This is a genomic window from Pseudomonas fluorescens (genome assembly GCF_902497995.1).
In the GTDB taxonomy this organism is placed as follows: Bacteria; Pseudomonadota; Gammaproteobacteria; order Pseudomonadales; family Pseudomonadaceae; genus Aquipseudomonas; species Aquipseudomonas fluorescens_BK.
The window spans coordinates 1-541 of record NZ_CABVII010000069.1 but is presented as its reverse complement, the minus strand read 5'-3'; the positions used below and the strand labels follow the sequence as shown (position 1 = coordinate 541).

General features: G+C 63.2%; 1 protein-coding gene. It reads right to left on the bottom strand.

What is annotated here, in order from left to right:
- Window positions 1–541, bottom strand: a 541-nt coding sequence (locus F8N80_RS30940; protein WP_150785341.1) for an NAD(P)/FAD-dependent oxidoreductase, incomplete at both ends; no start/stop codon positions are given.

The window sequence follows — 541 nt, the reverse complement described above, 5'->3', positions numbered from 1 at the left end:
TTCCAGAACGCCTCGCGATCCAGGCTGGTGGAGACGCCTTGGTGCACGAGGAATTCAGACACGTCAAAACCGATGCCACCGGCGCCGATCACCGCCACGCGCTTGCCCACCGGCTTGCGCTCAAGGATCACGTCCAGGTAACTCAGGACCTTGGCGTTGTCGACACCGGGAATCGCCGGGGTACGCGGTGCGATGCCGGTGGCCAGGATCACCTCGTCATAACCACCCGCTACCAGTTGCGCAACGTCCACACGGGTATTGAGGCACAGCTCGACGTGGGTGGTCTGCAATTTGCGCTGGAAATAACGCAGGGTCTCGAAGAGCTCTTCCTTGCCCGGCACGGGCTTGGCGATATTGAACTGGCCGCCGATCTCGCTGGCCGAGTCGAACAAGGTCACTTGATGCCCGCGCTCGGCGGCCACGGTTGCAGCGGCCAGACCCGCGGGGCCTGCGCCGACGACCGCGACCTTTTTGATCTGCTTGACCGGCAGGTAATTGAGTTCGGTTTCGTAGCACGCCCGCGGGTTGACCAGGCAGGTGG